Here is a 15,049-nt window from a genome sequence, read left to right on the forward strand (position 1 = left end):
TGAACATTTAAACGAAATGAAACATAGGTGTAAAGAAAATAAAGTATAGTTAATAAAGCGTGTTACGAAAGGAATTGTTAGTAAATGGTGTCGTTTTCAGTCATTATGCTTTTTTGGTATGTTTTTCCAGTAATTGTGTTATTTGCGTGTAATTTTATTATTTCAACGTTTTCCTTAACGGAACGTTTTAAAGTCAAAGCACCAGATATCTCGATTCCATTTTTATTTATAGGATTAAATGAACTATCCAAAGACAGTTATGGACAATCAATTGTGCCTTATATGATCATCTCTGTTTTATTACTCGGTATTTGTGTGGCAGTTTTTCAAGCCTATTATTATGGGGAAATTCTGTATGGCAGATATTTTAAAATGTTTTGGCGCTTAGTCTTTCTTCTTAGCTTAGTCTTATATGCAGTACTCGTTTTATTAAATATCCTCCATTATTTTTCATAAAATAGAATAGGTTGGGCAGCTATCTGCCACTTCTCCCCACGCATCCTGTTTGTAATATTTTTATGAGAGAGTTGACGGAGAAATAAACAGGTGATTTCTTTTAAAAATCAATTACATAGATGATGAGAACGCTTTTCTTCGAAATTAAACCACCAATTGAAATATTACAAACTTTTTAAATAACTATTAAAAGAAAGAAGATTTATTGTTTTTGGTGGTAGAAAGTGGTGGGATGTGGTAGACTGTTTCTATCAAGTGGAAAAGTGGGAGGAATTGGCTATGTTTATGGGTGAATTTCAACATAATATAGATGCCAAAGGCCGACTCATTGTACCAGCTAAATTTCGCGACCAATTGGGTGAGAAATTTGTGGTAACTAGGGGAATGGATGGCTGTTTATTTGGTTATCCAATGTCCGAATGGGAGCAATTAGAGGAAAAGTTAAAAGAAATGCCTCTAGCTAAGAAAGATGCCCGCACATTTGTCCGCTTTTTTTACTCGGCTGCTACGGAATGTGAGATCGATAAGCAAGGTAGGATCAATATCCCTGCCGCTTTGAGAACACACGGTAGTTTGGAAAAAGCTTGTGTAATCATCGGTGTTTCAAATCGAATTGAGATTTGGGATGAAGCCCGTTGGCAAGAATTTTCAACTGAAGCTGAAGAAAATTTTGATGAAATTGCAGAAACAATGATTGATTTTGGTTTTTAGAAAGAGGAGCATTATGACGGAAGAGTTTCAGCACTATACTGTTTTATTAAAAGAAACAGTTGACGGCTTACATGTGAAAGAAGATGGCATTTATGTCGATTGCACATTGGGCGGTGCAGGTCATAGTGAGTACCTACTCTCGCAATTAGGGGAGCATGGGCACTTATACGCATTCGATCAAGACCAAAAAGCTTTGGACTTTGCAGCACAACGATTAAAAAAATATGTTGATCAAGGCATGGTGACTTTTATCAAGTCGAATTTTCGACATTTAAAACAACAATTAGCGAATGATGGAATCGATCATGTCGATGGTATTTTATACGATTTAGGAGTGTCTTCTCCGCAATTGGATGAAGCTGAGCGTGGATTTAGCTATCATCAAGATGCGCCGCTTGACATGCGGATGGATCAAGATGCACCCTTATCTGCTTATGACGTCGTTAATGATTACAGCTATCACGAATTAGTGAAGATTTTCTTCCGCTATGGTGAGGAAAAATTTTCTAAGCAGGTTGCTAGAGAAATCGAACGAGTACGGGAAAAAGCACCGATCGAAACAACTAGTGAATTAGTAGAAATCATTAAATCTGCAATCCCTGCACCTGCTAGACGTAAAGGCGGACATCCAGCCAAACGAATCTTTCAAGCCATTCGAATTGCTGTGAATGATGAGCTAGGTGTTGTAGAAGAGTCGTTAGAGCAAGCAATTGCTTTACTGAATAAAAATGGTCGAATCAGTGTGATTACATTCCACTCTTTAGAAGATCGAATTGTAAAAAACATGTTTAAAGAATATAGTACGATGCAAGATTTACCACCAGGTCTTCCAGTGGTTCCAGAAGAATTCCAACCAGAATTAAAAGTTATTACTAGAAAGCCGATTTTACCAGGTGAGACTGAATTGGCTGAGAATAATCGCTCACGAAGTGCTAAATTAAGAATTGCCGAAAAAGTTAAATTAATCTTATAAAGAAAGGGGTAACGACATGGCTGAGCTAAAAAAAATGGAAGATTTTCAATATGATATTCCAGTAATTGATGAACCAGTCATTGGTCCTGAACATGAGCCTAAGGTTCAAAGAAATGTAGACCTACCCCAATCTCCTAAAAGGAAGTTGAGAAATATCTCACTTTTAGAAAAGACAATCGGCTTTTTATTACTCGTAGCGATTATTGGTATAGCAATTCTCACCATTCAAGTACGTACCTCCATTACACAAATGACCAATGAAATCACTGAAACACAAGCAATAATCCAAGAAAAAGAAGAGTCTGCATTGAAGCTAGAACAACAAAAAAATGAATTATCAAAAGCAGATCGTATCAAAGAAGTTGCTAAAAACAGAGGTCTTTCAGATAACCTTGATAATATAAGGAAAGTGAAATAAATGAGCATAAAAAATAAAATAAAGAATTTTGTCAAAAAGAAGAACTTAAATCCAATGAACAATCGTAAAAAAGTAGGCATTATTTTATTTGCTACGAGTATTGGATTGTTCTTTTTATTTGCCTTTAGATTAACGTACATTGTAGCTGTAGGAAAGGTCGCAGGTGTTTCTCTTCCTGAAAAGACAGCGAATCTTTATCAAGGCAGCAGTGTGGTCAAAGCGAAAAGAGGAGCTATTTTAGACCGTAACGGGGAAGTTATTGCAGAAGATGCTACCTCTTATTCCGTTTATGCAATCTTGTCTGAGACTTATTTAGGTGAAGAAAATAAAAAACTTTATGCACAGAAAAAAGATTTTCAAACACTAGCAGAAATCTTAGATAGAAATACTGAGCTGACCAAAGATGAAGCATTAGGTTTTCTTAATAGTGGAGTAAATGAAGATGGAACTGTAAAATTCCAAGTAGAATTTGGTTCTAAAGGAAAAGATATCACATTAGAAACAAGACAAAAAATTGAAGATGAACTAAAACAAAATAAACTTGCGGGTCTCTATTTTGAAGGCCATCCAGCAAGAATCTATCCAAATGGCGTCTTTGCTTCTCATTTTATTGGATATACTGACTCTGCCGACGCAGATGACGATTCAAAAGGGTTAATCGGAAAAATGGGAATTGAAAAATCGTATAATGACATCTTAAGTGGACAAGATGGCAAAATCGATTACGAAAAGGATGTATACGGAAATCCTTTACCTGGGACAGTTGCTAGTGAGAAGAAAGCTGTTGATGGAAAAGACATCTATACAACGCTGGATACTCGTATTCAAAGCCGCTTAGAATCATTGCTCGATCCAGTGGTAGAAGAATTCAAGCCGGAAGATATGACGGCAATGTTAATGAAAGCTAAAACAGGAGAAATTCTCGCGATGTCACAACGCCCATCGTTTAATCCGGAAACAAAAGAAGGATTAGACAAAGACACAGTTTGGCGTAATATTCTCGTAGAAGATAAATTTGAACCTGGTTCAACTATGAAATTATTTACGGCAGCTGCAGCGATGCAAGAAGGGAAATTCAGCCCTAACACAACGTTTACTTATCCAGCCGGTGGGTACAAGTTAGATGACCGTACAGTGAACGATCATGATTATGGTGCGGTTGGGCCATTAACATTCCGTCAAGCGATTTCTTGGTCTAGTAATGTCGGAATGCTGACATTGGAACAGGCGATGGATCCAACTGGTGAAGTTTGGAAAAGCTATTTAGAAAAATTTGGGTTTGGAAAATCAACGAATTCAGGCTTAGCAGGAGAATCTGCTGGAGAACTTCCTGGTGATAACTGGGTCGATCTAGCGATGTCATCGTTTGGTCAAGCTGTTTCGGTAACAAATTTTCAAATGATGCAAGCTTATACAGCGATTGCAAATGATGGTTCTATGTTGAAGCCACAATATATTAGTAAAATCGTGGATAAGGATACTGGTGAAGAAAAAGTAACTCAGACAGAGAAAGTGGGTCAACCTGTAATAACTCCGCAAGCCGCAAGCGATATTCGGACTTATATGGTTGATACTGTAGAAGATCCTAATTATGGGATTGCATATGATGTATATTCAGTTCCAGGTTATCATGTAGCAGCTAAAACGGGAACGGCTCAAATTACTGGAGAAAATGGTTATATGGCAGGACTAACAGATTACACCTACTCAGTGGTAGAAATGGTTCCAGCAGATAACCCTGAATATATTTTGTATCTTACAATGAAAAAACCTCAAACTTATACAAGAGAGGCGCTTGCAAAAATTGCGAATCCATTAATGAAAGTGGTAATGGATTCAATGGACAGTGAATCAACAGAATCGGTAGATGCAGCGAAATAAATAGTTAAAAGAATATCAAGGTAGACCAATACGAGTCGAATAATTAGGAGAGATATCATGGAGTGGACACAGATTTTTATTCCCATAGTATGTAGTTTTGCTATAACAGTGGCAGTGATGCCAATGTTTATCGGTTATTTCCAAATGAAAAAACAAGGACAAACAACACGCGAAGATGGTCCTACTTGGCATAACGTCAAAACTGGGACACCAACGATGGGTGGGTTAGTCTTTTTAGTAGCAAGCTTTATCACGTCACTATTAGTGGGACTATGGAAACAAGAGCTTACTCCGTCTTTACTAATTATTCTATTTATTTTGGTTCTTTATGGACTATTAGGATTTTTAGATGATTTTATCAAAGTGTTTAAAAAAAGAAACCTAGGCTTAAATTCTCGCCAAAAGCTGATTGGACAAATCATTGGCGGACTTGTTTTTTATTTTGTTTACCGTTCAGAAGGCTTACCTGATACATTAGATTTATTTGGTGTAGTGACATTACCTTTGGGTATTTTTTATGGTGTATTCGTCATTTTTTGGCTAGTTGGATTTTCAAATGCAGTGAATTTGACTGACGGTATCGATGGTTTAGTAGCAGGCTTAGGGACGATTTCATTTGCTACTTATGCGATCATTGCATGGAAACAGCAACAATTTGATGTAGTGATCATCTGCTTGAGTGTAATTGGAGGCTTATTAGGCTTCTTTCCTTATAACCGAAAGCCAGCCAAAATCTTTATGGGCGATGTTGGTTCGCTTGCTTTAGGTGGTTTGCTTGCAGCTATTTCTATTATCTTACGTCAAGAATGGACATTATTATTGATAGGACTTGTTTATGTTTGTGAGACAGCCAGCGTAATTTTGCAAGTGGCATCATTTAAACTTTTTGGTAAACGGATCTTTAAAATGTCGCCGATCCATCATCATTTTGAAATGTGTGGCTGGTCAGAGTGGAAAATCGATATTATTTTTTGGTTGACTGGAGCTATTTGCTCTGCCATCACATTGTGGATCGTATTTTAAAAAGTTCAGAGATTTTGATTCTATCTAACATCGAGAATGAGCTTTTAAGAAAGTAGAGAATAGTGAACTGGAACTAAAAGCGTTCCACCTCACTATTCCTAACTTTCTACAGAGTTAACCGCTTTTTTCAGCTTTTCTAAGATAAGGGGAAATGATAATGAAAAAAATAACAGATTATGAAAACAAAAAAGTCCTTGTTCTTGGACTTGCTAAAAGTGGCGTTAGTGCGGCGAAGTTGTTGCATGAGTTAGGTGCGTTAGTGACAGTCAATGACTTTAAACAATTTGATCAAAACCCGGAAGCCCAAGATTTATTAACCTTGGGTATTCGTGTTGTTACAGGTGGTCATCCAATCGAGCTGTTAGATGAAGACTTTTCCTTGATCGTAAAAAATCCTGGTATTCCTTACTCGAATCCTTTAGTAGCAAAAGCGTTAAGCATGAAATTACCTATCTTGACAGAAGTTGAATTAGCCTATCAGATTGCCGAGTGCCCAATTATCGGGATTACTGGAACAAATGGAAAGACAACGACAACGACAATGATCGGGTTACTTTTAAATGCTGATCGTGAAAGTGGGACAGCGCGTTTAGCTGGAAATATTGGTTATCCAGCCAGTGAGGTCGCTGAGAGTGCTAGGGCTGATGATGATATTGTTATGGAATTATCAAGTTTTCAATTAATGGGAATTCAAACATTTCGCCCTCAGATTGCTGTCATCACAAATGTGTATGAAGCACATTTAGACTATCATGGTTCAAGAGAAGAATATGTGAAAGCAAAATGGGCAATTCAACAAAATATGCAGGAAACGGATTTCCTTATATTAAATTGGAACCAAGCAGAACTTCAAGAATTAAGTAAAACAACGAAAGCTGCAATTATTCCTTTTTCAACAAAAGAAAAAGTCGCAGGAGCGTATCTTGCAGATGAGAAAATATATTATAAAGATGAATTCATTATGCTTGCTGGTGAATTAGGTATACCTGGCAGTCACAATATTGAGAATGCACTGGCTGCAATTTCTGTAGCAAAGTTAAAAGGTATTCCTACAGATGTAATCAGACAAACATTGATGGTCTTTACTGGCGTTCCTCACCGCACACAATATGTGGGGGAGGTCGCGGGAAGAAAATTCTATAATGACTCAAAAGCGACAAATATATTAGCAACTGAGATGGCATTAAGCGGATTTGATCATTCTGCACTGATTTTGTTAGCAGGCGGATTAGATCGAGGGAATAGCTTTGATGAACTGATTCCTTCATTAATAGGAATCAAAGCAATCATTCTTTTTGGTGAAACAAAAGATAAACTGCACAAAGCCGCAATCGAAGCAGGCGTCAAAACAATTAAATTAACAAAAAATGTTGAAACGGCTGTACGTGACGCCTATGATTTTTCTGAAAAAGATGATACTATTCTATTATCGCCCGCATGCGCAAGTTGGGACCAGTATCCTAATTTTGAACTGCGCGGTAATGCCTTTATTCAAGCAATGCACCAGCTAAAAGACATAGAAAAGTGAGAGAATTATGAAGATATTGATAACAGGCGGCGGAACAGGCGGACACATTTATCCTGCTTTGGCTTTCGTTAACTACGTAAAAAAAATCGAACCGAATACCGAATTCATGTATGTAGGAACTGAAAACGGCCTAGAAAGTCAGATTGTTCCTAAATACAAGATCCCATTTAAAACAATCAAGATTCAAGGATTTCGTCGTTCACTTAGTCCTCAGAATGTCAAAACGGTCTACCTTTTCTTAAATAGTATTGGAAAAGCAAAAAAAATTATTAAAGATTTTCAACCAGATATTGTGATTGGAACAGGGGGCTATGTATCTGGTTCTGTTGTGTATGCTGCTACACGCTTGAAAATACCAACAATCGTTCATGAACAAAATAGCATCCCTGGAATGACAAATAAATTTTTAAGTAAGTATGCTACAAAAGTGGCCATTTGTTTTCCTGACGTTGCTGATTACTTCCCTAAAGATAAGGTGATTTTAACCGGTAATCCAAGAGCGCAAGAGGTCGTAATGATCGAAAAAACGAATATCCTTAAAGAGTATGGCTTAGATCCTAACAAGAAGACGGTTGTGATCTTTGGCGGTAGTCGAGGTGCATTGAAAATAAACCAAGCATTCATTGAAGCATTTCCTTTATTTGAAAAGAGAGAATATCAAGTTCTTTATGCATCAGGAGAGCGATATTTTAAAGAATTACAAGAAACCTTAAATCTTTCTGAAAAAAAATTGACAAACATCAGCATTCAGCCTTATATTGATAAAATGGCAGAAGTTTTAGCTGCTGCGGACCTAATGGTTGGTCGAGCGGGTGCAACTTCAATTGCGGAATTTACAGCATTAGGGTTACCTGCTATTTTGATCCCAAGTCCATATGTTACCAATGATCATCAAACGAAGAATGCACAAAGTTTAGTCAAATCTGGAGCAGTAGAAATGATTACTGACCAAGAGCTTACAGGGCATAAATTGATCGCCGAAATCGATGCCATTTTACTGGATGAAACTCGTCATCAATTGATGGCGAATGCCTCAAAAAAAGAAGGTATTCCTGATGCGGCAAAACGACTTTACGAAGTGGTAAAAGAAATTATTTGATAGGGGGTGTAAAAGATCAGTAAGAAAAAAGAGGATTCAGAGGGTCAAACAGACCAACAACTAGAGTCTGCTGAACAACCAGATGAGCAAAAACTGACCCCATGGCAAAAAGAAAATCTAGAGTACTTAAAAAAACACGGTAATCAGCCTGTATGGAATCCGTCTGTTGTTTCTGAAGAAGCAGAACAAGAAGAAGTGACGGAAGAAAATGCAACTGAAACAGAAGACTCAACAGAAGAGCCTGAAACAGAAGAAAAACAAAAGAAAACTTACGAATCTTTTGCAGACCGCTTACCAAAAATAAAAGAAGTACGAAACAAACGATTATACCGTCGGCTGACGTTGATCGTCTCGGTTTTTTTAATCGCCATATTAATCGTACTTTATTTTGTTTCACCACTTAGTAAGTTAGGGAGTATAAGTGTAACTGGAAGTGTGTCTGTTGATAACCAGCAAGTCATTGTCCAATCTAAACTGGAAAAAGGTAAAAGTTTATGGGAGCAGTTTGGTGACAGAACAATTTATGAAGAAAAGATCAAGCGTCAATTGCCACGTGTCAAAAAAGCAACAATCTCATTGAGTGGGATCAATTCATTGAATATAAAAATTGATGAATATGAAGTAGTGGCTTTAGAATCAGTCAATAATGTCTACCACCCTATTTTAGAAAACGGTAAGATTTTACCAGAAGAAATGAGTGCGCCAATAAGTGGTATGCCAGTTTTTCAAAACTTTCAGGACCAATCAATTATAAAAAACTTAATGGATTCTTATAAAAAACTTCCTGAAGATATAAAACAAAATATCTCAGAAATTCGCTATACACCTTCTAATGCAAACAAAGAATTAATCACTCTTCACATGAAAGATGCTAATGAAGTAATTGTTAATATCTCTCAATTAGTAGAGAAGATGGCGTATTATGGGAAGGTAGCAAGCCAAATGGAGAAACCAGGAATCATTGATATGGAAGTCGGGATTTTCTCATATCCTTTTAATAATGAGTCAACTGAAGAAAGTGTAGACGAATCTTCACAGGCACTAGAATGAAGTTAATAAAAATAAAAGAATAAAATAGTAGAATCTGCTTTCTAAAAAGCCTATGTTTATGGTAAAATTGAAAGAAGTGAGTATTCATAAAAAATATATATGTAAATGGGCATTTTTTGCCACGTACATATTGGAATTAATAGGAGGAGGAACCCCATTCATGGCAAAGACAGGAATGTATGTAGGCCTTGATATTGGTACAACATCAGTAAAAGTTGTAGTGGCTGAGTTTATTGAAGGTCAAATGAATATCATTGGCGTAGGAAACGCAAAATCTGATGGATTAAATCGAGGGATCATTGTCGATATCGATAAAACAGTAAACGCGATTCAAAGAGCAGTAAGACAAGCAGAAGAAAAAGCGGGAATTCAAATTAAAAGTGTGAATGTGGGGTTGCCAGCAAACTTACTTGAAGTTGAAAATTGTCAAGGGATGATCGCTGTTAGTAGTGAGTCAAAAGAAATCACTGATGAAGATGTAAGAAACGTTGCATCGGCAGCTCTGGTTCGTTCAACTCCTCCTGAACGTCAAATCGTAGCAATCCTACCACAAGAGTTTACAGTGGATGGATTCGAAGGGATCAAAGATCCTAGAGGAATGATTGGCGTTCGTTTAGAAATGTTCGGCGTAGTTTTCACAGGACCGAAAACGATTATTCATAATACAAGAAAATGTGTTGAAAAAGCTGGGTTGATCGTTAATGAATTAGTCATTATGCCATTAGCGTTGACAGAAACAGTTCTTTCAGACGGTGAAAAAGATTTTGGTACGATTGTCATCGATATGGGTGGCGGTCAGACAACGACCTCTGTTATGCATGATAAACAATTGAAATTTACTCATGTGAATCAAGAAGGCGGCGAATTTGTCACTAAAGATGTTTCGATTGTATTAAATACTTCATTTAATAATGCGGAAGCACTGAAAATCAATTATGGTGATGCATACCCTGAAAGAACGTCTGTCAGCGAAGAATTTCCAGTTGATGTGATCGGCAAGTCTGAACCTGTAAAAGTTGATGAACGTTACCTTTCAGAAGTGATCGAAGCAAGAGTGGAACAAATCTTTAAAAAATCAAAAGAAGTATTAGACGAAATCGACGCTTTGGAACTTCCCGGCGGAGTAATTTTAACTGGTGGCGGTGCAAGCCTTCCAGGAGTAGTTGACTTGGCACAAGAAATTTTTGATGCGAGTGTGAAACTATACGTACCAAATCATATGGGATTACGCAATCCAGTATTTACAAATGTGATTAGTATCGTAGAATATTCAGCTCAATTAAATGATATTTATCATATTGCCAAAGGCGCGATTCCAGGAGAGAAAATCAAATCGGCGCAACCAATCGCTGTTCAGCAAGAAGTACAATATGATACTTATGCAGACACAACTCAAGATGATTACGATGATTCTGAAATTCACGAATCTGGTGAAAAAGTTACAGGTAAAATCAAAGACTTCTTCTCAAACATTTTTGACTAACAATTAAAACAGGAGGAAACGATACTATGGAATTTTCTTTAGATAATAACATTAACAATGGCGCAGTCATCAAAGTTATCGGTGTAGGCGGCGGCGGCGGTAATGCTGTTAACCGCATGATCGATGAAAACGTCAAAGGCGTTGAATTTATCGCTGCAAATACAGATGTACAAGCTCTTAAAAACTCGAAAGCAGAAACAGTGATTCAACTTGGTCCTAAATATACACGTGGTCTAGGTGCTGGTTCTCAACCAGAAGTTGGCCAAAAATCAGCAGAAGAAAGTGAACAAGTTCTCTCAGATGCCTTACAAGGAGCTGATATGATTTTTATCACTGCTGGTATGGGTGGTGGAACCGGGACTGGAGCAGCTCCTGTAGTTGCAAAAATCGCCAAAGAATTGGGCGCTTTAACAGTTGGGGTCGTTACGAGACCATTTAGCTTTGAAGGACCAAAACGTGGACGATTTGCTGCTGAAGGTATCGCTCTTTTGAAAGAAAACGTTGATACATTACTAATCATTTCGAACAACCGTCTATTAGAAGTTGTTGATAAAAAGACACCAATGCTTGAAGCTTTCCGTGAAGCAGATAATGTATTGCGTCAAGGTGTACAAGGTATTTCAGATTTGATTACAGCCCCAGGCTATGTCAACTTGGACTTTGCGGATGTGAAGACTGTTATGGAAAACCAAGGAACTGCTTTGATGGGAATCGGTGTTGCTAGTGGTGAAGATCGTGTGATCGAAGCAACTAAAAAAGCAATTTCTTCTCCATTATTAGAAACATCTATCGATGGAGCCGAACAAGTGTTATTGAACATCACTGGCGGTTTAGATATGACATTATTTGAAGCACAAGATGCTTCTGATATTGTGACAAGTGCTGCAACAGGAGATGTAAATATTATTTTAGGTACATCGATCAATGAAGATTTAGGCGATGAAATTCGTGTTACAGTAATTGCAACAGGAATCGACCCTTCAAAAAAAGATCGTAAACCACACCGTCAAAATCGACCTACTCAAATCCAAACCGTGCAACAAGCACCAGTCTTGGATATGGAACAGTCAAAACCTGCGCCATCACAACCACAGCCACAAGAAGAAACAAGTGCTTTTGGTGACTGGGATATCCGTCGTGAGCAAAACGTACGACCTAAAGTCGAAGATACAACGTTTGAAAATGTTGAAAAGAAAGATTTTGAAACATTTCATCGTGAAGAACCATCGCATAACAATGACGATGAATTAAATACACCACCATTTTTCCGCAGAAAAAGATAGGAGCGATTTTTAATTATGCTAGTTGATAACTTAGAAAAAATAAATCAAGAAATTCAGCTAGCATGTCAAAAGTCTACTAGGTCAGTCAATGATGTAACCATGATTGCCGTGACTAAATCTGTGGAAAGTGGCACTGCCAAGGAGCTTGCTGAACTTGGTATTGAGAATATGGCTGAAAACCGAGTTGATAAATTATTAGAAAAAAAGATGGCACTGAGAAAGTTTTCATCGATTAAGTGGCATTTAATTGGTAATTTACAACGTAGGAAGGTAAAATCAATAATAAATGAGATAGATTATTTTCACGCTTTAGATAGTTTCAAACTAGCAGAGGAAATCCAAAAACGAGCAGAGAAGCAAATTCTCTGTTTTGTGGAAGTGAATATCACTGGTGAGGAGAGTAAACACGGTTTCAAATCAGATGAAGTAATTGATTTTATTCATCAATTAGCGGAATTTGATAGAATAAAAGTTGTAGGATTAATGACTATGGCTCCGTTGGATGCTTCTGAGCAAGTTCTTCACGAGGTGTTTTCTCAGTTGAAAAAACTACAAACAGCAATAAATAATCAGCATCTGTCATATGCACCATGTACAGAGCTTAGCATGGGAATGAGTAATGATTTCCCAATTGCTATTGAAGAAGGTGCAACTTTTGTACGAATCGGAACAGCAATTTTCAGAGGTGCGTAAAGGAGGGGAATCTATGTCAATTTTTAGTAAAAATGCGTTATCGAGCTTTTTTGGATTATCTGGTGAAGATGAATATGATAATTATGATGAATATGAAGAGCAAAAGGTTGTTAACGAACAACCCAGACAGACGGTTCGACAAGCACAAGTACAAAGACCGACTGCAACTGAACCTTTAACCGAAAAACCATCTGCTCGTTATCGTTCAACAGAAACGCATCAAGATAAGAAAGAAAGCCGTCAGGAAACAGCATTTAATGAGCAAAAAGTTGTCTCCATGCGTAGCTCTAATAACTCAAATTCAAAACGTTCGCAAGATACACATAGTACAAGTAAACCAGGTAAGATTACAATTATTGAACCAAGGGTTTATTCTGAAGCAATGAACATTGCTAAACATATTATTGCAAGTGATGCTGTATTGATCAACTTTCATTTAGTGGAAGAAAATCAAGCAAGAAGAATTGTTGACTTTCTTACGGGAACTGTTTATGCGTTAGATGGAGACATTCAACGTGTAGGCGATGAAATTTTTCTTTGTACACCATCAAACATAGAAATCGATAGTGCTACCGCACAATCGTTAGCTAAGAAACAAATGTTTGATTTTTAGTTAGGAGGTAATGAGTATCGCTCTATTTATATTTCTATTGTATAGAGGTGTCCAAATCTATTCGGGTATTTTAATTATTTATGCATTATTATCTTGGTTTCCAGGAGCATATGATTCTACGTTTGGCCGTTTGATTTCAAGAATTGCTGAACCTTATTTGAGCCTATTTGATCGATTAAATTTGCGAATTGGTATGGTAGGGTTTAATGTAATGATTGCAATTATCGTGTTGAACTTAGCAGCGAGTGGATTAGGTCGGATTTTGCAATCAATCATGTATTAATAAAAGAAAGGATGATCTATCTATGAACGCAAATGTGTACCAACATTTTCGAAAAGATGAGCATCCTTTTATTGATTCTGTTGGTGATTGGTTAGAACAAGTTGAAAGTCAATATGCACCATATTTGTCTGATTTTTTAGATCCTAGACAAGCATATATCTTAGAGACACTGATAAGGCAAAGCAGTGAGCTTGAGTTTAAATTTTATGGTGGATATGAGCAGGCTGAGCGCAAACGCTGTCTGATATTTCCAGATTATTACGAGCCAAAAGAGGAAGATTTTGAAGTAGAATTACTAGAAATCGTTTATCCAGTAAAATTCTCTACGTTATCTCACAGTAAGGTGTTGGGTACCTTAGTGAATACAGGGATTAAGCGTGAATACTTTGGAGATATTATTTCTGATGGTGAGAGATGGCAAGTATTTATTGCAAAAGAAATAGTCAATTTCGTGATTACTCAGGTAGAAAAAATCGGGAAAATATCTGTGCGATTAGAAAAAAGAAAGTATACAGAGATCATACTGCCTAAAGATGACTGGACACATGAACGGACAACAATAAGTTCCTTACGTCTAGATATTTTGATCTCTAGCGTATATAATATATCTAGACAAAGATCAAAGCAGTTGATCGAATCTGGAAAAGTCAAAGTGAATTGGACGGAGAATGTCAGACCAGATTTCTTAGTAGATTTGCTAGACATTGTGTCGATTAGAGGATTTGGGCGAATTCAGATCCAAGAGTTAGAAGGTAAGACGAAAAAGGACAAGTTTCGTTTGTTATTGGGAGTTCTACGAAAATAATCCAAAGAGGTGAAGGAATATGGCATTAACTCCATTAGATATTCAAAATAAAAATTTTTCTTCAAAAATGAGAGGGTACAATCAAGACGACGTAGATGATTTTTTAGATCAAGTAACGAAAGATTATGAAGATTCTCTACAAAAAACACGAGAACTTGAAAAATCATTAAAGCATGCCGAGGAAAAATTACAATATTTCAATGAATTGAAAGATGCATTGAACCAATCGATCATTGTAGCACAAGATACTGCTGATAAAGTAAAAACAAGTGCAAACAAAGAATCAGAAGTAATTGTAACATCCGCTGAAAATACAGCAAATGAAATGATTTCTTCTGCTGAAAAGCGCTCAAGTAATCTTATTACATCTGCAGAAGAAAAAGCAAAAGAAATTTTAACAGATGCAACAGATCGTGCGCGTCAATTAGCCGCTGAAACAGATGATTTGAAGAAAAAGACACGTGTTTTTCATCAACGTTTAAGTTTGATGTTAGAAGCACAATTAGAACAAGTGAAAAGTGAAGAGTGGAATGAATTATTAAAACCATTTTCAAGCTATGTAAGTGACTCACATACTGTGATCAAAGAAGTATTAGCAGATGAACTTGATAAAAGTGACGATGCGGCTGTCAAACCAGTTGAAGCTGATACACAAGCAAAGCCGACACTTGAACAAGCGGCATTGGATCCAAAAGCAATGCTTGATTTATTAAATCAAGATCCTAAATAATTTTAGTAAATAAATAGAAC

The 15,049-nt window shown here is 36.9% G+C and carries 16 protein-coding genes; all 16 read left to right on the forward strand.

What is annotated here, in order from left to right:
- Positions 1-84 precede the first annotated feature (84 nt).
- The 16 genes from IGJ50_RS10590 (at position 85) to IGJ50_RS10665 (ending at position 15,029) form a co-directional block, all read left to right on the forward strand.
- A complete protein-coding gene (locus IGJ50_RS10590) occupies positions 85-456 on the forward strand; it encodes a DUF3397 domain-containing protein (protein ID WP_069639251.1) in 372 nt (123 codons plus the stop codon).
- Positions 457-735: 279 nt separating this feature from the next.
- A complete protein-coding gene (mraZ, locus tag IGJ50_RS10595; protein ID WP_010762855.1) occupies positions 736-1,167 on the forward strand; it encodes a division/cell wall cluster transcriptional repressor MraZ in 432 nt (143 codons plus the stop codon).
- A 13-nt stretch (positions 1,168-1,180) separates the two neighbouring features.
- Complete coding sequence (gene rsmH, locus IGJ50_RS10600; protein WP_069639250.1) at positions 1,181-2,140, forward strand: 16S rRNA (cytosine(1402)-N(4))-methyltransferase RsmH; 960 nt, start codon at positions 1,181-1,183, stop codon at positions 2,138-2,140.
- Positions 2,141-2,156: 16 nt separating this feature from the next.
- Complete coding sequence (ftsL, locus tag IGJ50_RS10605; protein ID WP_069639249.1) at positions 2,157-2,558, forward strand: cell division protein FtsL; 402 nt, start codon at positions 2,157-2,159, stop codon at positions 2,556-2,558.
- Positions 2,559-4,439 (forward strand): peptidoglycan D,D-transpeptidase FtsI family protein, encoded by a 1,881-nt coding sequence (locus tag IGJ50_RS10610; protein ID WP_429950295.1) that lies wholly within the window; start codon positions 2,559-2,561, stop codon positions 4,437-4,439.
- A 57-nt stretch (positions 4,440-4,496) separates the two neighbouring features.
- Positions 4,497-5,462, forward strand: coding sequence for a phospho-N-acetylmuramoyl-pentapeptide-transferase (gene mraY, locus IGJ50_RS10615; protein ID WP_069639247.1), 966 nt, complete (start codon positions 4,497-4,499; stop codon positions 5,460-5,462).
- 157 nt (positions 5,463-5,619) lie between these two features.
- Positions 5,620-6,990, forward strand: coding sequence for a UDP-N-acetylmuramoyl-L-alanine--D-glutamate ligase (murD, locus tag IGJ50_RS10620; RefSeq protein ID WP_429950297.1), 1,371 nt, complete (start codon positions 5,620-5,622; stop codon positions 6,988-6,990).
- 7 nt (positions 6,991-6,997) lie between these two features.
- Positions 6,998-8,089 carry an undecaprenyldiphospho-muramoylpentapeptide beta-N-acetylglucosaminyltransferase gene (gene murG, locus IGJ50_RS10625; protein ID WP_069639245.1) on the forward strand — a complete coding sequence of 364 codons (1,092 nt, stop codon included), beginning with the start codon at positions 6,998-7,000 and terminating at the stop codon, positions 8,087-8,089.
- A 195-nt stretch (positions 8,090-8,284) separates the two neighbouring features.
- Positions 8,285-9,139, forward strand: coding sequence for a cell division protein FtsQ/DivIB (locus IGJ50_RS10630; RefSeq protein WP_429950300.1), 855 nt, complete (start codon positions 8,285-8,287; stop codon positions 9,137-9,139).
- Positions 9,140-9,299: 160 nt separating this feature from the next.
- A complete protein-coding gene (ftsA, locus tag IGJ50_RS10635; protein WP_069639243.1) occupies positions 9,300-10,622 on the forward strand; it encodes a cell division protein FtsA in 1,323 nt (440 codons plus the stop codon).
- Between the two features lie 26 nt (positions 10,623-10,648).
- A complete protein-coding gene (ftsZ, locus tag IGJ50_RS10640; RefSeq protein ID WP_069639242.1) occupies positions 10,649-11,905 on the forward strand; it encodes a cell division protein FtsZ in 1,257 nt (418 codons plus the stop codon).
- 15 nt (positions 11,906-11,920) lie between these two features.
- A complete protein-coding gene (locus IGJ50_RS10645; protein WP_069639241.1) occupies positions 11,921-12,598 on the forward strand; it encodes a YggS family pyridoxal phosphate-dependent enzyme in 678 nt (225 codons plus the stop codon).
- 13 nt (positions 12,599-12,611) lie between these two features.
- Positions 12,612-13,211, forward strand: coding sequence for a cell division protein SepF (locus IGJ50_RS10650; RefSeq protein ID WP_069639240.1), 600 nt, complete (start codon positions 12,612-12,614; stop codon positions 13,209-13,211).
- Between the two features lie 10 nt (positions 13,212-13,221).
- Positions 13,222-13,494 (forward strand): YggT family protein, encoded by a 273-nt coding sequence (locus tag IGJ50_RS10655; RefSeq protein WP_069639239.1) that lies wholly within the window; start codon positions 13,222-13,224, stop codon positions 13,492-13,494.
- Positions 13,495-13,516: 22 nt separating this feature from the next.
- Positions 13,517-14,299: an RNA-binding protein gene (locus IGJ50_RS10660; RefSeq protein WP_069639238.1), complete on the forward strand. Its 783-nt coding sequence runs from the start codon at positions 13,517-13,519 to the stop codon at positions 14,297-14,299.
- A gap of 19 nt (positions 14,300-14,318) precedes the next feature.
- Entirely contained in the window at positions 14,319-15,029 is a 711-nt protein-coding gene (locus tag IGJ50_RS10665; protein WP_069639237.1) for a DivIVA domain-containing protein, read from the forward strand.
- Positions 15,030-15,049: the final 20 nt, after the last annotated feature.

The organism is Enterococcus sp. AZ101 (assembly GCF_050499005.1).
In the GTDB taxonomy this organism is placed as follows: Bacteria; Bacillota; Bacilli; order Lactobacillales; family Enterococcaceae; genus Enterococcus_L; species Enterococcus_L ureilyticus.